The sequence below is a fragment of the Kitasatospora sp. CB02891 genome, from assembly GCF_002803145.1.
In the GTDB taxonomy this organism is placed as follows: Bacteria; Actinomycetota; Actinomycetes; order Streptomycetales; family Streptomycetaceae; genus Kitasatospora; species Kitasatospora griseola.
Genome location: NZ_NNBO01000010.1, coordinates 226,639 through 247,806 on the forward strand (window position 1 = coordinate 226,639; position 21,168 = coordinate 247,806).

The 21,168-nt window shown below is 70.4% G+C and carries 20 protein-coding genes and 1 riboswitch; of the genes, 15 read left to right on the forward strand and 5 right to left on the reverse strand.

Annotated features, from left to right (window positions below; genetic code table 11):
• The first annotated feature begins 58 nt into the window (after positions 1–58).
• The 4 genes from sodN to CG736_RS22880 all read left to right on the forward strand — a co-directional run bounded on the left by sodN (position 59) and on the right by CG736_RS22880 (position 2,737).
• Complete coding sequence (gene sodN, locus CG736_RS22865) at positions 59–454, forward strand: superoxide dismutase, Ni (protein ID WP_043915979.1); 396 nt, start codon at positions 59–61, stop codon at positions 452–454.
• A 202-nt stretch (positions 455–656) separates the two neighbouring features.
• Positions 657–1,136 (forward strand): GNAT family N-acetyltransferase, encoded by a 480-nt coding sequence (locus CG736_RS22870; RefSeq protein ID WP_100588056.1) that lies wholly within the window; start codon positions 657–659, stop codon positions 1,134–1,136.
• Positions 1,137–1,308: 172 nt separating this feature from the next.
• Positions 1,309–1,722: an anti-sigma regulatory factor gene (locus CG736_RS22875; RefSeq protein ID WP_100588057.1), complete on the forward strand. Its 414-nt coding sequence runs from the start codon at positions 1,309–1,311 to the stop codon at positions 1,720–1,722.
• Positions 1,723–1,858: 136 nt separating this feature from the next.
• On the forward strand, positions 1,859–2,737 hold the full coding sequence (locus tag CG736_RS22880; RefSeq protein WP_369880299.1) for an RNA polymerase sigma factor SigF: 879 nt from the start codon (positions 1,859–1,861) through the stop codon (positions 2,735–2,737).
• Positions 2,738–2,812: 75 nt separating this feature from the next.
• Here CG736_RS22880 and CG736_RS22885 read toward each other — a convergent pair whose 3' ends face one another.
• A complete protein-coding gene (locus tag CG736_RS22885) occupies positions 2,813–3,232 on the reverse strand; it encodes a hypothetical protein (RefSeq protein WP_100588058.1) in 420 nt (139 codons plus the stop codon).
• Between the two features lie 51 nt (positions 3,233–3,283).
• Here CG736_RS22885 and CG736_RS22890 point away from each other — a divergent pair, with 51 nt between their 5' ends.
• Both CG736_RS22890 and CG736_RS22895 read left to right on the forward strand, forming a co-directional pair.
• Entirely contained in the window at positions 3,284–4,255 is a 972-nt protein-coding gene (locus tag CG736_RS22890; protein WP_100588059.1) for a diacylglycerol kinase family protein, read from the forward strand.
• Between the two features lie 341 nt (positions 4,256–4,596).
• Positions 4,597–4,848 carry a WhiB family transcriptional regulator gene (locus CG736_RS22895; RefSeq protein WP_014138019.1) on the forward strand — a complete coding sequence of 84 codons (252 nt, stop codon included), beginning with the start codon at positions 4,597–4,599 and terminating at the stop codon, positions 4,846–4,848.
• A 318-nt stretch (positions 4,849–5,166) separates the two neighbouring features.
• Here CG736_RS22895 and CG736_RS22900 read toward each other — a convergent pair whose 3' ends face one another.
• The 3 genes from CG736_RS22900 to CG736_RS22910 form a co-directional block, all read right to left on the reverse strand.
• Complete coding sequence (locus tag CG736_RS22900; RefSeq protein WP_100588060.1) at positions 5,167–6,687, reverse strand: sensor histidine kinase; 1,521 nt, start codon at positions 6,685–6,687, stop codon at positions 5,167–5,169.
• Positions 6,688–7,057: 370 nt separating this feature from the next.
• Positions 7,058–8,116 (reverse strand): SIS domain-containing protein, encoded by a 1,059-nt coding sequence (locus tag CG736_RS22905; protein ID WP_100588061.1) that lies wholly within the window; start codon positions 8,114–8,116, stop codon positions 7,058–7,060.
• A 178-nt stretch (positions 8,117–8,294) separates the two neighbouring features.
• A complete protein-coding gene (locus CG736_RS22910; RefSeq protein ID WP_100588062.1) occupies positions 8,295–9,599 on the reverse strand; it encodes a sugar transporter in 1,305 nt (434 codons plus the stop codon).
• A 563-nt stretch (positions 9,600–10,162) separates the two neighbouring features.
• Between CG736_RS22910 and CG736_RS22915 the strand changes: the two genes are divergently transcribed.
• From CG736_RS22915 to CG736_RS22950, 8 genes are all read left to right on the forward strand, one after another.
• Complete coding sequence (locus CG736_RS22915; RefSeq protein WP_232734117.1) at positions 10,163–11,455, forward strand: extracellular solute-binding protein; 1,293 nt, start codon at positions 10,163–10,165, stop codon at positions 11,453–11,455.
• Between the two features lie 148 nt (positions 11,456–11,603).
• Positions 11,604–12,593, forward strand: coding sequence for a carbohydrate ABC transporter permease (locus CG736_RS22920; RefSeq protein WP_229847257.1), 990 nt, complete (start codon positions 11,604–11,606; stop codon positions 12,591–12,593).
• Positions 12,590–13,516: a carbohydrate ABC transporter permease gene (locus CG736_RS22925; protein WP_100588063.1), complete on the forward strand. Its 927-nt coding sequence runs from the start codon at positions 12,590–12,592 to the stop codon at positions 13,514–13,516. The genes CG736_RS22920 and CG736_RS22925 overlap by 4 nt, the downstream gene beginning before the upstream one ends.
• 62 nt (positions 13,517–13,578) lie before the next feature.
• Positions 13,579–15,153: a glycoside hydrolase family 3 protein gene (locus CG736_RS22930; protein WP_100588064.1), complete on the forward strand. Its 1,575-nt coding sequence runs from the start codon at positions 13,579–13,581 to the stop codon at positions 15,151–15,153.
• A gap of 172 nt (positions 15,154–15,325) precedes the next feature.
• A complete protein-coding gene (locus tag CG736_RS22935; RefSeq protein ID WP_100588065.1) occupies positions 15,326–16,111 on the forward strand; it encodes a GntR family transcriptional regulator in 786 nt (261 codons plus the stop codon).
• Between the two features lie 197 nt (positions 16,112–16,308).
• Complete coding sequence (locus CG736_RS22940; protein WP_369880304.1) at positions 16,309–16,614, forward strand: DUF3311 domain-containing protein; 306 nt, start codon at positions 16,309–16,311, stop codon at positions 16,612–16,614.
• Positions 16,615–16,634: 20 nt separating this feature from the next.
• Positions 16,635–18,230, forward strand: coding sequence for a monocarboxylate uptake permease MctP (gene mctP / locus CG736_RS22945; RefSeq protein WP_100588123.1), 1,596 nt, complete (start codon positions 16,635–16,637; stop codon positions 18,228–18,230).
• Positions 18,231–18,397: 167 nt separating this feature from the next.
• On the forward strand, positions 18,398–19,144 hold the full coding sequence (locus CG736_RS22950; protein WP_100588067.1) for a histidine phosphatase family protein: 747 nt from the start codon (positions 18,398–18,400) through the stop codon (positions 19,142–19,144).
• Between the two features lie 7 nt (positions 19,145–19,151).
• Here CG736_RS22950 and CG736_RS22955 read toward each other — a convergent pair whose 3' ends face one another.
• On the reverse strand, positions 19,152–20,150 hold the full coding sequence (locus CG736_RS22955; protein WP_100588068.1) for a helix-turn-helix domain-containing protein: 999 nt from the start codon (positions 20,148–20,150) through the stop codon (positions 19,152–19,154).
• A gap of 269 nt (positions 20,151–20,419) precedes the next feature.
• On the opposite strand from CG736_RS22955, the gene CG736_RS22960 reads away from it, so the two are divergent.
• Entirely contained in the window at positions 20,420–20,914 is a 495-nt protein-coding gene (locus CG736_RS22960; RefSeq protein WP_100588069.1) for a GNAT family N-acetyltransferase, read from the forward strand.
• Positions 20,915–20,994: 80 nt separating this feature from the next.
• A riboswitch (cobalamin riboswitch) is annotated at positions 20,995–21,133 on the forward strand.
• Positions 21,134–21,168 lie beyond the last annotated feature (35 nt).

A 21,168-nucleotide genomic window follows, 5' to 3' on the forward strand; every position in this document is an offset into this window, starting at 1 on the left:
TTCGGCCCGTCGTGAGGGTAATGTCGGGCCCGGGAAGACGATCTAAGGAAGGACCCCCATGTTCTCTCGTCTGTTTGCTCCGCGGGTCACCGCCCACGCGCACTGCGACCTGCCCTGCGGCGTGTACGACCCGGCTCAGGCCCGCATCGAGGCCGAGTCCGTGAAGGCCACTCAGGAGAAGTACCAGGCCAACGAGGACCCGCACTTCCGTGCGCGCGCGATCGTCATCAAGGAGGAGCGCGCCGAGCTGGTCAAGCACCACCTCTCGGTGCTGCACACCGACTACTTCAAGGCCCCGCACTTCGAGGCCTACCCGGGCCTGCACGACCTGTTCAACCGTGCGGGCAAGGCCGCTTCGGCCGCCAAGGCGTCCACCGACCCGGCCACCGGCCAGGCCCTGCTGGACCTGATCGCCGAGATCGACGCCATCTTCTGGGAGACCAAGAAGGCCTGACGCCCCGTCAGCCCTCGCTCCTGCCGGAACCCGGCCGCCACTGCCCCCGCCCCGGGGCCCGGCGGCCGGGTTCCGCGTTTCCCCGGCCCCGGCCGCGGCCCGTCCGGCCCCGGGGTTTTCCCGGCTCCGTCCTGGGCATACAGCAGATTCCCGGGTGGCGGGGCTTTCCGGAAGGAGGGGGGAGATGAGTACGCTCGATCGTATGATCCGCACCGCGACTTCCGCCGACGTCCCCGTCATCCACGCCATGATCCGCGAGCTCGCCGACTACGAGAAGGCCCTGCACGAGGCCCGGGCCACCGAGGAGCAGCTGCACGACGCGCTGTTCGGCGAGCACCCGGCCCTGTTCGGCCTGATCGCCGAGGACGAGTCGGGCGCACCGGCCGGTTTCGCGCTGTGGTTCCGCAACTTCTCGACCTGGCGCGGCACTCATGGCATCTACCTGGAAGACCTGTACGTCTCCCCCGACAAGCGCGGCGGAGGCCACGGCAAGGCGCTGCTCACCGAACTGGCCCGGATCTGCGTGGAGCGCGGCTACCACCGGATGGAGTGGTCGGTGCTGGACTGGAACGAGCCGTCGATCGGTTTCTACAAGTCGCTGGGCGCGGTCCCGATGGACGAGTGGACGGTCTTCCGGCTCACCGACGACGCCCTCGTCGAGCTGGGCTCCACGCCCCGTTGAAGGCAGCCCTGTTCGAACTCTGATCCCTCGTTCCCGTGACGGTGGACGGAGATCACGACAGACCGGCCCCGGGCGCGGTAACGTCTCGGGGCACAAGGCAGTTGAACCGATGCCAGTAGTGGTGCCGCGGGTCTCCGGGCCCCGAGCACCGAGCGTCACCCAGGAGGTGAGGGTGTCCCAGATCGACGGCGAGCCCGGAGTGAAGGACTTCGTTGAGGTCCGCCTGCCCGCGGCGGGCGCCTACCTCTCGGTGCTGCGGACGGCCACGGCCGGCCTCGCGGCACGGTTGGACTTCACCCTGGACGAGATCGAGGATCTCCGCATCGCGGTGGACGAGGCGTGCGCGATCCTGCTCCAACAGGCCGTTCCGGGCTCGATCCTGAGCTGCGAGTTCCGCCTGGTCGGCGACGCGCTGCGGGTCACCGTGTCCGCACCGACGACCGACGGACGCGCCCCGGAACGGGACACCTTCGCCTGGACGGTGCTCTCCGCGCTGGCCGGCGAGGTGGATTCCACGGTGGCCGTGGACAACACCGTCTCCATCAGCCTGCACAAGAAGCGCGGCGGGTCGCCGGGCCAGCCGTAGGTAGTGACGTGTTCTCGGAACGGAACGGGTGATCGCCGTGAGTGATCTGGACCGCACAGTTGCCGTCGTACCTCCGCAGGCCAGCGTTGCCCGCACCGCCACCCCTGACGAAGCCCTCCCGAAGGACCCCAGCCGGATGAGCCAGCCGACCGACCCGAAGCCCGAGCGGCCTGCGGCCGAGCCCGAGGAGGACGGCCCGGCGGCCGCCGCCGAGGCCGTCCGCTCGACCGTCCCGGCGCAGCACGGGCACCGCAGTGGCGCGCCCGACCGCGAGGCGGCCCGGGCGCTGTTCGTGCGGCTGTCCGAACTGCCGGAGGGATCGGCGGAGCGGGTGGAGATCCGCAACCAGCTGGTCCGGATGCACATCCCGCTGGTCGAGCACCTGGCCCGCCGGTTCCGCAACCGCGGCGAGCCGCTGGACGACCTGACCCAGGTCGCCACCATCGGCCTGATCAAGTCGGTGGACCGCTTCGACCACGAGCGGGGCGTGGAGTTCTCCACCTACGCGACGCCCACCATCGTCGGCGAGATCAAGCGGCACTTCCGCGACAAGGGCTGGGCGGTTCGGGTGCCGCGCCGGCTGCAGGAGCTGCGGCTGTCGCTGACCACGGCGACCAGCGAGCTGTCCCAGCGGCACGGCCGCTCCCCCACGGTGCACGAGCTGGCCGAGCACCTGGGCATCTCCGAGGAGGACGTGCTGGAGGGCCTGGAGTCCGCCAACGCGTACTCCACGCTGTCCCTGGACGTGCCGGACAGCGACGACGAGTCCCCGGCCGTGGCGGACACCCTGGGCGCCACCGACGAGGCGCTGGAGGGCGTCGAGTACCGCGAGTCGCTGAAGCCGCTGTTGGCCCAACTCCCGCCCCGGGAGCAGAAGATCCTGGTGCTCCGGTTCTTCCGGAACATGACGCAGTCGCAGATCGCCGCCGAGGTCGGCATCTCCCAGATGCACGTCTCCCGGCTGCTGGCCCGCACCCTGGCCCAGCTCCGCGAGAAGCTGCTGGTCGAGGAGTGACCGGCCCGTAAACGCGCCGCAGGGCCCGTCCCCGTACCCGGGGGCGGGCCCTGCGTCCGTCGGCGTCCGGGGCGGCTACTGCTCGCCGTACAGCACCGCGGTGACCTTCGGGTTGAGCAGCGAGACGATGCCGGCCAGGCCGAGCACCGCGATCGCGGCGCCGCCGGCGACCATGCCGCCGCCGGACTGCCACATGTAGTACGCGACCGGCAGGCAGATGGAGTTGGTGAGCACGGCGGGGCTGCGGCCCCACTTCTGCCGGCGCAGCAGGGCGCGGCCGGCCAGCAGCGGCAGCAGGCCCATCAGCAGCAGCACGATGCCGCCCATCTCGGTGCGGCCGAAGGCGGCGTCCGAGCCGAGGAAGCCGGAGATCAGGTCGTAGACCCCCCAGCCCGCCATCGCCGCGCCCTCCAGCGCGGTGATGCCCGCGCCGACGAGCAGCGGGACGGGCCGGTCGGGCACGGTGGCGGTGGCGGGAGCGGATTCAGCGGTCACCGGGCCAGGGTAACGGTCGTCCTGCCCGGGACGGGTCGTAGGCTGATCGCCATGCGCGCTCTCCTGGTCGTGAACCCGAAGGCGACCACCACCAGTGGCCGGACCCGGGACGTCCTGATCCATGCCCTGCGCAGTGACCTGAAGCTGGACGTCGCGGAGACCCAGTACCGGGGGCACGCGGGCGATCTGGCCCGGCAGGCGGCCGAGGACGGCACGGTGGACCTGGTGGTGGCGCTGGGCGGCGACGGCACCGTGAACGAGACCGTGAACGGCCTGCTGGCGCACGGGCCGGGCGAGCGGGTGCCGCGGCTGGCGGTGGTGCCGGGCGGGTCGACCAATGTGTTCGCCCGCGCGCTGGGGCTCCCGAACGACCCGGTGGAGGCCACCGGCGCACTCCTGGACGCGTTGGAGCACCGGAGGGAGCGCGCGATCGGCCTGGGCAAGGCGCTGACCGCCGGCGAGCCGGACCGCTGGTTCACCTTCACCGCCGGACTGGGGTTCGACGCCGGCGTGGTCGGCCGAGTGGAGCGCCAGCGCCGGGCGGGGCGCAAATCCACCCACGCGCTCTATGTCATGGAGGCGCTGCGGCACTACGTCACCGAGCGTGAACACCGCCGTTCGGGTCCGATCACGCTGGAGATCAACGGCCGCGAGCCGGTTCCGGGCATGGTGATGGCCATAGTCTCCAACACCTCTCCGTGGACGTTCCTGGGCTCCCGTCCGGTCTTTCCGTCCCCCTCGGCCTCCTTCGAAACCGATCTGGACATCTTCGGCATCACTCGAATGACGGCGTTCCGCACCGCCCGAACGGTCCGTCAGATCCTGCGCCCACAACCCTCGGCGGAGGACGGCACACGCCCCGCCGGCCCGGCCGGAAAGCACGTCGTCTCCTATCACGACGTCAGGCACTTCACCTTGGTTTCACAGGAACCGGTGCCGTTTCAGGTCGACGGGGACCACCTTGGAGACAGGAGTCGCGTCAGTTTCACAGGCGTACGGCGTGCACTGCGTGTGATTGTGTGACCAGAAGGGGGTCTCTGCCTTGCACTCGAACGTGCGAGCCCCTTCACTCCATAGAAGTACCGCCTGTGAGGTAGGCGACACCGAAGAATCAAAAATTTCTTGCCGAAGGGGGTTGTATCCGGCTTCGAGGTTTGCGAACCTCTACATGGCGATCGGGACACACCGCAGACGACATCGCGGCAGAGTCCCTCGAATCGCCGAACCCCACTCAGCAAAGACCTCCCGGGCCCGGTGGGCCTTTGGTCCCTTTTGCTGTTGCGGGATTCGTGAAAGCGTTCACATTCACAAACCACACGAGTGAGTCGCGGGCCACCGCCCGTGACCGGAGGAGTTGGACGACCATGGACTGGCGCCACCGCGCTGTCTGCCGCGAAGAGGACCCGGAGCTGTTCTTCCCGATCGGGAACACCGGTCCTGCTCTGCTGCAGATCGAGGAAGCCAAGGCCGTGTGCCGCCGTTGCCCCGTCATGGAGCAGTGCCTGCAGTGGGCGCTCGAGACCGGCCAGGACGCCGGCGTCTGGGGCGGCATGAGCGAGGACGAGCGTCGTGCGATGAAGCGCCGCGCCGCCCGCAACCGCGCCCGCACCGCCTGACGCACCATCACCAGCAGTACGGATCGACCCACGATCAAGGGTTCGGCCGCATTCGGCCGGCCGAGCCTTCCCGAACGGGCCCCGCTCCAGTTGCGGGGCCGACGACGCGAGCCGCCCAGGCACTTGATACTGTTCACTTAGAGCAATATTGTGGACCTGTGGCGCTCACCGTGTGCAACACACGGGGCGAGCGTCGCGCCATCACAGAGCCCCCGTTCCGGCCGACTCCCCCCGACGGCCGGACCGGGTTGAGAGGCCCTGCCGACCCACCCCCCCCCGGTCGGCAGGGCCTCGTTTCTGTTCCCCCGTCAGTTCCCGCTAGCGGACGGGGATCTCCAGCACAACCTTGGTGCCACCGCCCGGCGCGGCCACCATGTCGAAGGTGCCGCCGAGCTCACCGGTGGCCAGGGTGCGGACGATCTGCAAGCCGAGGTTTCCGGCCTGCTGCGGGTCGAAGCCCTCGGGCATGCCGCGGCCGTCGTCCTGCACGGTGATCAGCAGGTACTCCTCCGGCCGCGCCCCGCCGTTCCAGCTGTCCGACCAGCCCTTGCCGCCGACCGGGGCCCGCCCGCGCAGCGCGCTCACCTCCAGGTTGCCGGAGGCGGACGGGCCGAACGCGTGCTCCAGCGCGTTCTGCGCCAACTCGGTGAGGATCATCGCCAGCGGCGTCGCCACCTCGGCCGACAGGATGCCGAACGAGCCGCTGCGGCGGGTCGCCACCCGGCCGTCCTGGGACAGCTCCATGACCATCGCCAGCACCCGGTCGGCGATGTCGTCGAACGCCACCTGCTCGTCCAGCGCCTGCGAGAGCGTCTCGTGCACGATCGCGATCGAACCGACCCGGCGCACCGCCTCGTCCAGCGCGGCCCGACCGGCGTCGGAGTCCATCCGGCGGGACTGCAACCGCAGCAGCGCGGCGACCGTCTGCAGGTTGTTCTTCACCCGGTGGTGGATCTCCCGGATGGTGGCGTCCTTCGTCATCAACTCGCGGTCACGACGCCGCAGTTCGGTGACGTCACGGCAGAGCACCAGCGAACCGGTGGGCGTTCCCTTCGGCTTCAGCGGAATGGTCCGCAGGGTCACCACCCCGCCCTGCGCCTCCACCTCGGTCTGCCGGGGCGCCCAGCCGCTGGCCATCTTCACCATCGACTCGTGCACCTTGCCGCGGTTCGGCGGCACCAACTCGGCGGTGGCCCGGCCGAGATGACTGCCCACCAGGTCCGTGGTCAGCCCCAGCCGGTGGTACGCCGACAGCGCGTTCGGACTGGCGTACGTCACCACGCCCTCCGCGTCCAACCGGATCAGGCCGTCGCCGACCCGCGGCGCCGCGTCCATGTCGGTCTGCTCGGCGCCCGGGAACGGGAACGTGCCGGCGGCGATCATCTGCGCCAGGTCGGAGGCGCTCTGCAGGTAGGTGAGCTCCAGCCGGCTCGGGGTGCGCACCGTCAGCAGGTTGGTGTTCCGGGCGATCACGCCCAGCACCTTGCCGTCCCGTCGCACCGGGATGGACTCCACCCGCACGGGCACCTCCTCCCGCCACTCCGGATCACCCTCCCGGACGATCCGCCCCTCGTCGTACGCGGCGTCCAGCAACGGCCGCCGGCCGCGCGGCACCAGGTGGCCGACCATGTCGTCCTGGTACGAGGTCGGGCCGGTGTTGGGCCGCATCTGGGCCACCGAGACGTAGCGGATGCCGTCCCAGGTGGGGATCCACAGCACCAGGTCGGCGAAGGACAGGTCGGAGAGCAGCTGCCACTCCGAGACCAGCAGATGCAGCCACTCCACGTCGGCACCGGTGAGGGTGGTGTGGCGGCGGACGAGTTCGTTCAGCGAGGGCACACCGTGAGCGTATCGCCGACCACTCCGGGGCACGTTGTCCAGACCAATCGGGGTGGGGCTCTGGACAACGCGGATTGGTCTAGTCCACAATGAAAGTGCACCAAGGAGAGGCCCCCCGCGCAACTGCCCTGACCGCGCGAGGCCGCTCCGAGGTCGGAGGCGTCGTTCGAGGGTCCCGCACAACTCTCGGCCGGTCCCCGTCTCCGACATACAGCTCCGGGCTACGGTGCCGCACAGGTTGAGGGTCCTGTGTCGGCGCCGTGGCCCGTAGTGTTTTCCGGCGGCCGCCCTTCGCCCCCGACGGTGCGTCCCCCGCCCAACCGAAAGGCCGCCCCCACCCGACAGGGTGGGGGCGGCCTTCGGCGTTGTCTCAGTGGGTCTCGGTGACCTTCGCGAGCGCGCGGGGCGCGTCCGGGTCCTGGCCGCGGGCGATGGTGACCTCGTAGGCGAGGAGCTGGAGCGGGAGGATCTCCAGGATCGGCTGGACCTCCTCGGGCACGCCGCCGGGCAGGGCGAAGCCGGCGCTCGCGGCGTCGACCTGGTCCTGCTGACCGATCACGACGAGGTCGGCGCCCCGGCCGCGCAGGCGGTCCAGGACGGGCTGCAGGGCCTCGCCGCCGCGGCCGTCCGGGACGATCGCGATGACCGGCGAGACGTTGTCGACCATGGCCAGCGGGCCGTGCAGCAGGTCGGCGCCGGAGAACGGGGAGGCCGGGATGTAGGTGGTCTCCATCAGCTTCAGCGCCGCCTCGCGGGCGGTCGGGTAGCCGTAGCCGCGCGAGGTGATGACCAGGCGCTGGGCGAACCGGTACCGCTCGGCGAGCGCCTTGACCTCGGCCTGGCGGGCCAGGATCCCGGCGGCCAGCTCCGGCAGGACCTTCGCCGAGGAGCCGTCGTTGCCGCGCAGGCCCTCGACGAAGAGGTACAGCGCGAGCAGCTCGGCGGTGTAGGTCTTGGTGGCGGGCAGCGCCTTCTCGGGGCCGGCCAGCACGTCGATGTGGAACTCGGAGACCTCGGCGAGCGGCGAACCGGCGTTGTTGGTGACCGCCAGGGTGATCGCGCCGGCCTCGCGGGCGGCCTTGGTGGAGGCCACCAGGTCGGGCGAGCCGCCGGACTGGCTGACGGTGATGACCAGGCAGTCGGTCAGGTCCGGCTTGGCGCCGTACGCGGTGGTGGTGGACATCGAGGTGAGGCCGGCGGGCTTGCCGAGCAGGACCTCGATCAGGTACTTGGCGTAGAGCGCGGCGTTGTCGGAGGTGCCGCGGGCGGTGAGCAGGACGAACCGCGGGTTGCGGGCGGCGATCTGCGCGGCGATCTCACGGATCGCCGGCGCACCCTCGTCGAGGATGCGCTGCAGGACGGCCGGCTGCTCGGCCATCTCCGCCGACATGATCCTGCCGGGTACGGAAACAGTCTGCGGGTCGGACATCGGGGTGTGCCTCCGTGGAGAGATGGTTCTACCCCGTGGGGCGGGACGCCCGACGGGGACCTCTGGAACGGCGGCGAGTCCGCACCCTCGCTGCGTGGAACTGTGCTGTGCCGATCCTACGTGGACCGGGCCCCGCCGCACACGTCGTGACGGTGCGTCGGCGCCCGGCCCGCGGGAATCAGGACGGGTTGTTGATCAGCTGGTCGATCTGCGCGTCGGCTTCCTTGGTGGCGTCCTCGACGCTCTTGCCCTTGAAGATCGCGTCCAGCATGTTCACCAGGACGTTCTGCTTCTCGACCGCGCCCCAGCCGGGGGCGGCGGGGGTGAACCAGGCGTCCTGGACGGCGTTGGCGGCCGCGGCGGTGGCGGGCTTGTTCTTCAGCGGCGCCAGCTGGGTCAGGTTGTTGGGGAGGGTGTCCTTGTCGGCGAGCACCTGCTCGGACTTGGTGCTGGTGAACATCCGGACCCAGTCGGTGGCGACCGCGGCGTTCTGCGACTTCGCGGTGACGGCGAGGTCGGAGCCGCCGATGAAGGAGGGCAGCGGCTTGCCGTTCGGGCCGGGCATGGTGACGATCTTCAGCGAGTCCTTGAGCGCCGGGGTGCCGGTGATCGGGGCGATCGCGTCGCTCAGCTCCCAGCCGTTGGCGTAGATCAGCGCGGCCTTCTCGTGGCCGAGCACGCCGGCCTGCTTGGCCTCGTTGACCTTCAGGTCGCCCTTGTTGTACGTCCGCACCAGGTTGACGAAGTGCTGGAGGCCGGCCTGCGACTTGGGGTCGTGCAGGGTGCCGTGCCAGACGCCGCTGGAGTCGAACTTGGCGATCGAGCCGCCGTACGCGGTGACGTAGGACATCGCGGCGTACCAGTACGGGCCGGGCAGGTAGAGCGCGGAGAAACCGGCGCTGTTCTTGTTCCGCTGGGCGACCTTGTCGAGGGCGGCGGTGAGCTCGTCCTCGTTCTGCGGGAGGTCCGCGGAGCCGGTGGCGTCCTGGAACATCTTCGCGTTGTAGACGCCGACCCGGGCGCCCGCGTAATAGGGGACGCAGAAAAGCTTCTGGTTGTACGTGCAGGTGTCGGCGAGACCCTTGATCCAATTGTCGGAGTTGTCGAAAGCGGTCCGGTCGAGGCCCGCCAGCGAGCCGTTCACCATGTACTTGGTGGTCTCGGTGTTGCCGAGCTCGACCACGTCGGGCGCCTGGTTGGCGGCGATCGCGGCGTCCAGCTCGGCGATCTTGTTCTTCCAGGTGTGGTAGCTGAGCTTCAGCTCCACCTTGGGGTACTTGGCCGCGAACTGGTCGTTGACCTGCTGCACCAGCTCCGGCCAGCTCTTCTGGGCATCGTCCATCAGCCACACGGTGACGGTGCCGGTCACGTTCTTCGGGTCGACGGCGGCCGCCGGCGCGGCCGGGCCGCCGCCGGACGAGCAGCCTGCGGTGGTGGCCAGCAGGGCAGCGGTGCCGAGCGTGGCCAGAACCTGACGCTTCACGCGAATCCTCCGAATCAGGTGCGGGAGGTCTGCGCGGGTGGTACAGACCAGCTTTTCGGATCCTGGCCTAGACCATTTGCAGCGTCAACGCGCGTGATGATTACAAGTCCCGCTTGTTGTCGATCCGTTGCTCATTCTGGCCCGATCACGTCAATACCTGGGCGGGTATGCCGGTTAAGGCTCACTTAAGGTGCCCTTCAGGCCACGTTGAGCAACCGGAGCCGCTCGTTCCGATGCGGTCGATTCGTCCCGCCATATCCGGATCCGCCCCCGACTTGGTCCAGTCCAACACGGCCGAGTCAAGCGTTGATAACGGCTTGTGCAGACGCTCTTCGATCCCTTGACGCTCGTCATTGGTCCATGCCAATCTCCAGGCGTTGGTCTAAACCAATGGTCTACTCCACCTCGCGGACCGGCCCGCCTGCCCCGGCAGTTCGTGTCCGTGTCATCCGGTGACGTTCCCCCCTACGGCACGACGCAGCTTCAGGGCCCCTGGCCCGGCAGCCCGGTGCCCTACCTTGCTCATCCCTCTGGAGGATGGTTTGAACCGCAAGATCGCAGCCGTGGCCGCTATCGCCACTGTGCTCGTCGCCTCGGCTTGCTCCTCGTCTTCGTCCAGCTCCGGCGGTGACAAGGCCACCCTGAGCAAGGACGGCAAGGGCAAGAAGGTCACCGTCTGGCTGATGCAGGACGCCCAGAAGGGCTGGCCCGAGGTCGTCGAGGCCGCGAAGAAGGAGTTCACCGAGCAGACCGGTGCCGAGGTCGACGTCCAGTGGCAGACCTGGACCAACTACACCACCAAGCTCGACACCGCCCTGCTCTCCGGCAACGCCCCCGACGCGCTGGAGATCGGCAACACCCAGGCCGCCAAGTACATCGAGGCCGGCTCCTTCGTCGACCTGACCTCGGTCAAGAGCCAGTTCGACAACTCGGACAAGTGGCTGGACTCGGTCGCCGCCTCCGGCCAGTCGGCCGACGGCTCCAAGACCTACGCCGTCCCGTACTACGCCGGCGCCCGCGTCCTGATCTACCGCAAGGACCTGTTCGACGCCGCCGGTGTCACCCAGGCCCCGACCACCATCGACGAGCTGAAGGCCGCCCTGACCAAGGTCAAGGCCGCCAACGCCAACGTCCCGAACTTCTCGGCGCTGTACATGCCGGGCCAGAACTGGTATTCCGCCGTCTCCTTCGGCGCCGGCCAGTTCGGCGTCAAGGGCATCATCGCCAAGAAGGACGGCGACAAGTGGACCGGTAACCTGACCGACCCGAAGTTCATCGAGGGCGTCAAGACCTGGAACGACCTGCAGAAGGAGTACTCGGTCGGCGGCACCACCACCGACGAGGCCACCCAGGACGCCCAGATGTCCAAGGGCAACATCGCCGCCATCATCGGCAACGGCTGGGAGGTCAGCGCGGTCGCCGACCCGAAGACCGGCGACCCGGCGCTGAAGGACAAGCTCGCCACCATCGCCCTCCCGGGCCTGGCGGCCGGCACCCCGACCCCGGCGTTCCTCGGCGGCTCCGACCTGGCCGTCCCGTCCAAGGCCGCCAACCCGGGCCTGGGCGCGACCTTCCTGCAGATCTACACCAACACCGCGCAGCAGACCGCGCTCGCCAAGCACGCCATCCCGAACGCCAAGAACCTGGTCGCCGCCTACAAGCAGGCCGACCCGGCGAACAAGGCGACCGGTGAGGCGGCCGAGGGCCTGACCTGGTTCATCCCGAACTCGCCGCTGTGGTCCGGCGCCGACGAGACCGCGCTGAAGAACGCCTTCGGTGCGATCGCCGCCGGTGGCGACCCGGCCACCGAGCTCAAGAAGGCCCAGGAGACCCTCGTCAAGGACCTGAACGGCTGACCCAGCTGATCCGCGGTCGGCCCGGGAGTCCGCTCCCGGGCGGACCACCGCACTGAGCGCCAGTTAGGGGGTGGGCAGTCCGCAATCACGCGGACTGCCCACCCGTGCGCCAGGACCGACCAGAATCGCGGGCCCGGGAAGGACCCTGATGAGTGTGACCACCAACGAGACCGTGAACCGGTCCGAAAAGTCGGGGCCTGCCCCGGCGGGGAAGCCGCAGCGCCGCGGATTCTTCGCGGCCGGCCAGTACATCCCCTACGCCCTCCTGCTGCCTGCCATCGTCGTGCTGGTGGGCGTTCTGGCGTACCCGCTGTTCAGACTGTTCGACCTGGCGTTCCAGAACGTCAACCGGTACGCGTACCTGGTGAACCCGTCGCTGTCGAAGTACATCGGCTTCGAGGGCTTCAGCAAGATCCTCGGCGACCACCAGTTCTGGGAGGTCGTGCTCCGCTCGATCTACTTCACCGCCGAGCTGGTCATCCTCTCGATGGTGCTGAGCATGCTGATCGCGCTGCTCCTCAACCGGGTGTCCAACTGGGCCCGGGTCACCGTCATCACCGTGATGATGTTCGTCTGGGCGATCCCGGCGCTGGTCAACGGCCAGGTGTTCCGCTGGCTGTTCTCCCCCAACGGCGGCGTCGTCGACTACCTGGCCTTCCTGGTCACCGGCGACGAGAGCTGGAAGCACTACGACTGGTTCGCCGACCCGAACGTCGGCCTGTACGTGGTCGGCGCCTCCGTCATCATCTGGGGCGCGCTGCCGTTCCTGGTCCTCGGCCTGTACGCCGCGCTGACCCAGGTCCCGGCCGAGCTGACCGAGGCCGCCCGGCTGGACGGCGCCAACGCCTTCCAGGTCTTCCGGCACGTGACCATCCCGGTCATCCGCCCGTTCCTGATGATCTCCGCCGCGCTCAGCTTCATCTGGGACTTCCAGGTCTTCGCGCAGATCTTCTCGCTGCGCAACACCTCGCCCGAGCCCGGCTACTGGACCATCGGCACCTACCTGTACATGAACGGCATCGTCCGCTCCCGCTACAGCGAGAGCTCGGTGATCTCGATCGTGATGATCCTCATGATGCTGGCGGTGCTCGTGTTCTACATCCGCCAGATGCTCAAGATCGGAGCCAACGAGCGATGACCGCGACGACCACGCACCCGTCCGGGCCGCCGGTGGCGCCCGAGGCCCCCAAGCCGAAGAAGAAGGTCAAGGTCCGCACCACGGGCCAGAAGCCGGTGGTGACCGGGATCTGGAACACCCTCGCCATCGGCGTCGCCCTGGTGATGGCCTTCCCGATCTACTGGATGATCCTCACCACGTTCAAGACGAACAAGGACCTGATCGCCCAGGACCCGACCTTCTGGCCGTCGTCCTTCTCGTTCGACAGCTACAAGACGATCTTCGACGACGCCGACTTCCTGCCGTCGCTGCAGAACACCCTGATCCTCACCCTCGGCGCGGTGGTGCTCGGCCTGGTGGTCGGCTTCCTCGCCGCCGTGGCGGTGGCCCGGTTCAACTTCCGCGGCCGGAGCTTCTTCATCGTCTCCATGCTGGTGGTCCAGATGGTGCCGCTGCTGGCGATCATCATTCCGCTGTTCGTGGTGATGAACAAGGCCGGCCTGACCGGCTCGCTGCTCGGTGTGATCCTCGCGTACCTGGTCTTCACCGTGCCGTACGTGGTCTGGACGCTGCGTTCCTTCATCGTGAACATCCCGGCGGAGCTGGACGAGGCCGCCATGGTCGACGGCTGCACCCAGTGGGGCGCGTTCTTCCGCGTCATCCTGCCGCTCACCCTGCCCGGCCTGATCACCACCGGCGTCTACAGCTGGATCCAGGCGTGGAACGAGTTCATCGTCGCCAACACCCTGATCAGCAGCGGCGGCGACGGCTCCAAGACCTCGATGATCTGGCTGACCTTCTACTCCACCACCCCCACCCGGGGTGCGGACTACGGCTCGCAGATGGCCGGCGGTCTGCTGGTCTCGCTGCCCGTGATCATCCTGTTCGTGTTCTTCCAGAAGAAGGTGTCGGCGGGTCTCACCGCCGGTGCGGTCAAGGGCTGAGTCCCCTTCCACACCCCAATCGCACCTGAAGCACCTCCACCCCCAGGGAAGGAACCATGGCGATGCCCGGTACGGAAAGCGCCCTACTCATGCGCGACGCCGGAGCGGTCCTGCAGCCCGGCTTCGCCGGCCTGACCGCGCCCGAGTGGCTGCGCCGCAGACTGGGCGACGGCGAGCTCGGCGGCGTCGCCCTGTTCGGCCGCAACATCCGCACCCCGCAGCAGGTCGCCGCGCTGACCGGTGAGATGTACGCGCTCAACGGCGACGTGCTGATCGCCATCGACGAGGAGGGCGGCGACGTCACCCGCCTCGAAGTGACCAGCGGGTCCTCCTACCCGGGGAACCTGGCGCTCGGTGAGGTCGACGACACCGACCTCACCGAGCGGGTCGCCCGCTCCATCGGGTTCGACCTGGCCGCCGTCGGCGTGAACCTCAACTACGCGCCCGACGCGGACGTCAACTCCAACCCGGACAACCCGGTGATCGGCGTCCGGTCCTTCGGCGGCGACGGCGACCTCGCCGCCCGGCACACCGCCGCGTACGTCCGCGGCCTGCAGTCCGCGGGCGTCGCGGCCTGCGCCAAGCACTTCCCCGGCCACGGCGACACGGCCGGCGACTCGCACCTCGGGCTGCCCCGGATCGACCTCGCCGTCGAACAGTTCGGCCAGCACCTGCTGCCCTTCCGGGCCGCCATCGCGGCCGGCGCGAAGAGCATCATGACCGCGCACATTCTGTTCGACGCCTACGACGCCCAGCTGCCCGCGACCATGTCGCAGCGCATCCTGACCGGCCTGCTCCGCGAGGAACTGGGCTTCGACGGGCTGATCGTCACCGACGGCATCGAGATGGGCGCCATCTCCGGCACCCACGGCGTCGCGGCCGGCTCGGTGCGGGCCGTCGCGGCCGGCGCCGACACCATCTGCGTCGGCGGCGGCCTGCACGACGAGGACGCCTTCGTGTACCTGCGCGACGCGCTGGTCTGGGCGGTCCGCGAGGGCCGACTCTCCGCCGAACGGCTGCACGAGGCGGCCGAGCGCAACCGGGCGGTGGCCCGCTGGTCCGCCGCCGTGCGGGCCTCGCTGGTCGGCCAGCAGGGCGAGGTCGGCGTCGGCCTGGCCGCCGCCCGCCGGGCGCTGCGGATCACCGGCGAGCTGCGCCCGCTGGCCGGGGTGCCGCACGTGGTCGAGTTCTCCCCCGGCGCGAACATCGCGGCCGGCGAGGACACCCCGTGGGGCGTGGCCGGCCCGCTGGGCGAGCTGGTCCCCGGCACCACCTCCAGCCGGGTCTCGCCGCCGGCCACCGTCACCGAGGGCTCCGGCCTGCTGCACGTGGCGGTCGCCGCCGAGGACGCCGAGATCGACGTCGCCCCGCTGCTCGGCGCGGCGGTGGGCCGTCCGCTGGTGCTGGTGGTGCGCGACGTGCACCGCCACGCCTGGATGCGCCGGGCCGCGCTCGCCCTGGTGGAGCACCGCCCGGACGCCGTGGTGGTGGAGATCGGCACCGCCCACGGGCTGGCCGGACTGTTCGCCCCGCTCGGCGTCACCACCCTTGCCACGTACGGCGGTTCGCGGGTCTGCGCGATCGCCGCGGCGGAGGCGCTGGCCGGACTCGCGGTGACCGCGGCCGCCGCCGGCTGAGACACTCGGGTACGGGCCCGGAACGGGCGCCAGGCGCTCCGTTCCGGGCCCGTCGCATGCCGGTTTGCCCGCAGGCGCTCCCGCTTGCTTCCCCGTGCGTGCAAACATGTGCTGTTACATAGGACTTAGGGGTCCGTTAAGGACCCATCTCCAACGAGGAGTGAGAGCTGCCATGAGTGGCGACAGGGATTCGGCGGCGCTCGCCGAGGGCTCCACGGTGCCGACCCAGACCGGCCCTGCCACCGCCACGGCCCGGGTGCCGAAGTACTACGGCCTGAAGCGGCACCTGCTGCAGCTGACCGAGACCCAGCCGGCTGGCACCCCGGTGCCCCCGGAGCGGGCGCTGGCCGCCCAGTTCGACACCTCCCGCACCACCGTCCGGCAGGCACTGCAGGAATTGGTGGTCGAGGGCCGGCTGGAGCGCATCCAGGGCAAGGGCACCTTCGTCGCCAAGCCGAAGGTCGCACAGGCCCTGCAGCTGACCTCGTACACCGAGGACATGCGCGCCCAGGGCATGGAGCCGACCTCCCGGCTGGTCGAGGTCGCGTACATCTCCGCGGACGAGCGGCTCGCCCCGCTGCTGGACATCAAGCCCGGCGGGCGCGTCCTGCGGATCGAGCGCCTGCGGCTCGCGAACGGCGACCCGATGGCGATCGAGGTGGCGCACCTGTCGGCCAAGCGCTTCCCCGCGCTCCGACGCAACCTCGCCAAGCACAACTCGCTGTACACCGCGCTGCGCGAGGTCTACGGCGTGACGGTCGCGGAGGCCGAGGAGACCATCGAGACCACCCTGGCCAACCCGCGCGAGGCCGGCCTGCTCGGCTCCGACCTGGGCCTGCCGATGCTCCAGCTGTCCCGGCACTCCTTCGACGCGGACGGCGCGCCGGTGGAGTGGGTGCGGTCGATCTACCGCGGGGACCGGTACAAGTTCACCACCAGGCTGCAGCGGCCCGCGTAGGCAGCCTCCGAGCGGCCCGCGCAGGCGGCCCGAACAGCCGTCGCGGAACGATCGGTTGACAGGGTAGTGACACAAGTCACTCCCCTGCCCTACTCTCGCGGAGACCTTTCGATCACCGAAGGTACTGCTCGGCGGACGTACAGCGATGTGCGGTGCGGTGCCAGTGAGGTGACTCCTCGTCATCCCGGGAGCCGCTCGTGTCGTCGTCTCAATCGCCATCCGCGGGCGCACTGCCCGTGGTCTCCCCCGCCCGGGTACTGGCCGGCCTGTGCCTGCTGGTGCCGATCGTGGTGGTGCTGTGGGTGCCGTCGTACAGCAAGACCGAACCGGCGCTCGGCGGCATGCCGTTCTTCTACTGGTACCAGCTGATGTGGGTGCCGCTGTCGGCGGTGTTCACCACCTCCGCGTACCTGCTGCTGCGCCGGGACGAGGCGGCCCGCAAGGCCGTCCCGTCCGTCGCGGTGCAGGTTCCGTCCCAGCCGGACGGGGGTGAGCAGTCGTGAAGCACGTGGACTGGACCGCGATGACGGTCTTCCTGCTGTTCTTCGCCGCGGTCACCGTGATGGGCTTCCTGGCGTCGCGCTGGCGCCGGGCGGACGACGCCCAGCACCTGCACGAGTGGGGTCTGGGCGGCCGCAGCTTCGGCACCTGGATCACCTGGTTCCTGCTGGGCGGCGACCTGTACACCGCGTACACGTTCATCGCGGTGCCGGCGCTGGTCTACGGGGCGGGCGCGGCGGGCTTCTTCGCGGTGCCGTACACGATCATCGCGTACCCGCTGGTGTTCCTGATCCTGCCGCGGCTGTGGTCGGTGTCGCGGGTGCACGGCTACGTGACGACGGCGGACTTCGTGCGCGGCCGGTACGGGTCGCGCGGGCTGTCGGTGGCGGTGGCGCTGACCGGCATCCTGGCGACCATGCCGTACGTGGCGCTGCAGCTGGTGGGCATCCAGGCGGTGCTGGACGTGCTGGGCGTCGGCGGCTCCGGGAACTGGTTCCTGCAGGACCTGCCGCTGTTCCTGGCGTTCGGCGTGCTGGCGGCGTACACGTACTCCTCGGGCCTGCGGGCGCCGGCGCTGATCGCCTTCGTCAAGGACACCCTGGTGTACGTGGTGATCCTGGTCGCGGTGATCTACATCCCGATGCGGCTGGGCGGCTACGGGCACATCTTCGACGCGGCGGCGCACAAGTTCACTCCGGACCCGGTGACCCACAAGGCGCCGGGTTCGCTGGTCACCGGGCCGGCCGCGCAGTGGTCGTACGCGACGCTGGCGTTCGGGTCGGCGCTGGCGCTGTTCATGTACCCGCACTCGGTGACGGGCGTGCTGGCGGCGAAGTCCCGCAACACGGTGCGCCGCAACATGGCGATCCTGCCGACGTACTCGCTGATGCTGGGCCTGCTGGCGCTGCTGGGCTTCATGGCGATCGCGGCCGGGGTGGGCAAGGGCGACAAGAAGTTCAACGCGCAGCTGGCGGTGCCGCAGCTGTTCGCGGACATGTTCCCGAGCTGGTTCACCGGGGTGGCGTTCGCGGCGATCGGGGTGGGCGCGCTGGTGCCCGCCGCGATCATGTCGATCGCGGCGGCGAACCTGTTCACCCGCAACGTCTACAAGGAGTTCCTGAGGCCGGACGCCACGCCGGCCGACGAGACCCGGGTGGCGAAGATCGCCTCGCTGCTGGTGAAGGTCGGCGCGCTGGCGTTCGTACTGGTGATGGACAAGCAGGCGGCGATCAACATGCAGCTGCTGGGCGGCGTGTGGATCCTGCAGACCGCGGTGGCGCTGGTGGCGGGCCTGTTCACCCGCTGGTTCCACCGCTGGGCGCTGCTGGCCGGCTGGGCGGTCGGCATGCTGTACGGCACCTGGAAGGCGTACGGCATCGCGTCGCCGGCCACCAAGCACTTCGGCGGCTCGGCCGCGAAGATCCCGGTGATCGGGGAGGTCGGCTACATCGGCCTGACCGGGTTCGTGCTGAACCTGCTCGTCGCGGTGGTGCTGACGCTGGTGCTGCGGGCCCTGAAGGCCCCGGAGGGGGCCGACGAGACCGCCAGCGCCGACTATTCCGCGGAGGCCGGTGACGAGGCCGTGGAGCGGGCCCCGCAGCCCACGCTGGCGCACTGACGCGTGCAGGGGCGCAACGCGCCTCCGAATGCGCCCTTGGGTCGCGCCGTTGCCTCGATCGACACTGGGGTGACGGCGCGATCATCTGTTATGACAGCCCTTTTCGGGAGAGACCGGGGAGAGACGAGCACCACCGACGCAGCACCGACAACGGGGAGCCACCGCCAATGACCGACCTCACCACGGTACGCACCGGGCACCGCACCCAGACCGACGGCGGGCGGCGGCTGCCGTCGGTCCTGATCGCCACCCGGCACGGCGAGTCCACGGCCAACGTGGAGTTCCGGCACGCGGACTCCAGCGGCGCCCTGACCGTCCCGATCACCTGCCGGGACGCCGACATCCCGCTCTCCATGCGCGGCCAGGCCCAGGCCCACGACCTGGGCCGGTGGTGGGCCGCCCGGCCGCCCGCCGACCGGCCCCGCTCGGTGTGGTGCTCCCCGTACGTGCGCACCGCGGAGACCGCGAGAATCGCCCTCGCCCAGGCGTCGGGGCTGGGCGCCGTCCCGGTCGGCCTGCCGATCCGCTACGACGAGCGGCTGCGCGACCGCGAGCTGGGCGTGCTGGAGATGCTCACCAAGGCCGCCATCGAGCGCGACCACCCCGCCGAGGCCGAGCGCCGCCGGCGGATGGGCGAGCTGTACTACCGGCCGCCCGGCGGCGAGTCCTGGCTGGACGTGGCGCTGCGGGTGCGCGGCCTGCTGCGCGACCTGGGCGAGGAGGAGGCCGGGCGGCCGGTGCTGCTGGTCGCGCACGACTGCACGGTGCTGATGCTGCGTCACGTGCTGGACCGGCTGGGCGAGGAGGAGCTGCTGGCGCTGCCGCCGGTCGCCAACTGCTCGACCAGCGTGTGGCGGGCCCGCGAGGGCCGGCTGCGGCCGTCCGGCTGGAACGAGACCGCGCACCTGTCCTGAGCGCCCGTCAGACGGACCGGAGCCCGGCGGACCGGAGCCCGGCGGTCCGCACCGGGACGCCGTGGCCGCCGAAGGCCCGCCGGTAGGCCTGCGGGGTGGTGCCGAGGCGGCGGCCGAAGTGGTGCCGCAGGGTGGCGGCGTTGCCGAAGCCGCAGCGGGCGGCGACCGCGTCCACGCTCTCGTCGGTGGACTCCAGCAGGCGCTGCGCGAACAGCACCCGCTGGCCGGTCAGCCAGCGGTGCGGGGTGGTGCCGGTCTCCTGCTGGAAGCGCCGGGCGAAGGTGCGCGGGGACATGTGGGCGTGCCGGGCGAGGTCGTCCACGCTGGTCTCCCGGTCGAGGTGGCGGCGCATCCACTCCAGCGTGCCGGCCAGCGAGTCGCCGTCGCCCTCGGGCAGCGGGCGGCTGATGAACTGGGCCTGCCCGCCGTCCCGGTGCGGGGCGACCACCATCCGGCGGGCGATCTCCCGGGCCACCTCGGCGCCCTGCACCTTGCGGACCAGGTGCAGGCAGGCGTCGATGCCGGCGGCGGTGCCGGCCGAGGTGATCACCGGGTCGTCGTCCACGTACAGCACGTCGGGCTCGACGGTGGTCAGCGGGAAGCGCTCGGCCAGCACGTCGACGTACCGCCAGTGGGTGGTGCTGCGGCGGCCGTCGAGCAGGCCGGCGGCGCCGAGCAGGAAGCTGCCGGAGCAGATCGACAGCAGGTACGCGCCGCGCGCGTGGGCGGCCCGCAGCGCCTCGCACAGCGCCTCGGGGTAGTGCTCGCGGATGCCGGTGGCGGTGGCGATCACCAGGTCCGCCTCGGCGAGCCGCTCCGGGCCGCACGGGACGTGGACGTCGAATCCGGCGTGGGTGCGCATCGGGCCGGGCCGGTCGGCGACCAGGCCGAACTCGTACACCGGCAGGCCGGTGTCGCTGCGGTCCAGGCCGAACACCTCGCAGGCCACCCCCAGCTCGAAGGGGTGGACCTCCTCCATCACGATCACCGCGACGTTCTTCAGCATCCGCCCAGCATGGCAGTGGCAGGATTTCGCGGCAATGGTGCGTTCCTGCCACTCGTGGCGGGCGGCCGGCGCGCGGAGAGTGGGGCCATGACCTCCACGCTCGCCCTGCTGGGCCTCCTCGCCGGCTTCGGACTCCTCGGCGTCCTGGTCGGCCGGGACCTGGACCGCAACGCCCGGCACGGCCGGGACGACCGGCACCGGCCGACCGGCTGGCCCTTCGACCCGGACCTGGCCGACCCGCGCCGGACGCGGTCCGGCACACTGTCCGGATGCACTCCCCGATCGTCCGCCGCGCCCTCGACCACGACCTCGCCGGAGCCGGGGAGGTCAGCGTCGAAGCCTTCGTCGGCGACGGCCACACCCGTCCCGACTCCGGCTACGTCGAGCTCCTCCGGGACACCGGGCGCCGCAACCGGGAGGCCGAGCTGCTGGTCGCCGTCGACGGCGACGGGACGGTCCTCGGCTGCGTGACGTTCGCCGCAGGCGGCACCCCCTGGGCGGACATCGCGCTCCCGGACGAGGGCGAGATCCGGATGCTGGCGGTCGGCGCGGCCGCCCGCGGGCGCGGCGTCGGACGGGCGCTGGTGGGCGCGGCGATCGACCGCAGCCGGGAACTCGGACTGGCCGGGATGGCGTTCTCCACCCGGCCGGAGATGACCGCGGCGCACCGGATCTACGATGCTCTGGGCTTCCTCCGCACCCCCGAACGGGACTGGGAGGCGGCCCCCGGCATGGATCTGATGGTCTACACGATGCGGTTCTGAGGCCCCTCGGGCGCGGTTTCCGTTGTCTACGCGCGGCACCACGACGCGACACGCGCTACTACATCTGGTGCCGCCAGCTCCAGCCGCCACAACATGTATGCTCGACCTCGCTGTCGAAGCAGGGGAACCCGGTGAAAGTCCGGGACTGCCCCGCAACGGTGAGCGGGCTGTAGCGACGCCCGCGCAGTCCGAGGACCTGCCGACGGTGTGCGACACGGCATCCCCGCAGACGCCATGCAGCACTGTTTTGCCGT